This window comes from Shewanella sp. 10N.286.45.A1 (genome assembly GCF_041470405.1).
In the GTDB taxonomy this organism is placed as follows: Bacteria; Pseudomonadota; Gammaproteobacteria; order Enterobacterales; family Shewanellaceae; genus Shewanella.
Window position 1 is genome coordinate 1 of record NZ_JBFRMK010000469.1, and the last position, 254, is coordinate 254.

General features: G+C 48.4%; 1 protein-coding gene. It reads left to right on the forward strand.

The features are described from left to right. On the forward strand, positions 1-254 hold a 254-nt coding region (locus AB4238_RS22490), incomplete at both ends, for a transposase (RefSeq protein ID WP_372035854.1).

Here is a 254-nt window from a genome sequence, read left to right on the forward strand (position 1 = left end):
GATTGAAGAGTATGCTGTTACCCAGCTTAAACATCTAATAGCGACCTATCGCTCAAGGCTAAGTGATATTAGTTGGTTTATGCGGTGCCTCAATGAGCCTATTGCGAGACAAGCCAACCTAGAAGACAATTGCACAGGCCATTTCTGGGAAGGGCGGTTTAAGTCTCAAGCTTTACTGGGTGAGGCAGCAGTATTGGCTTGCATGGCCTATGTGGAGCTCAACCCGATTCGAGCCCAAATGGCTAGTACACCCG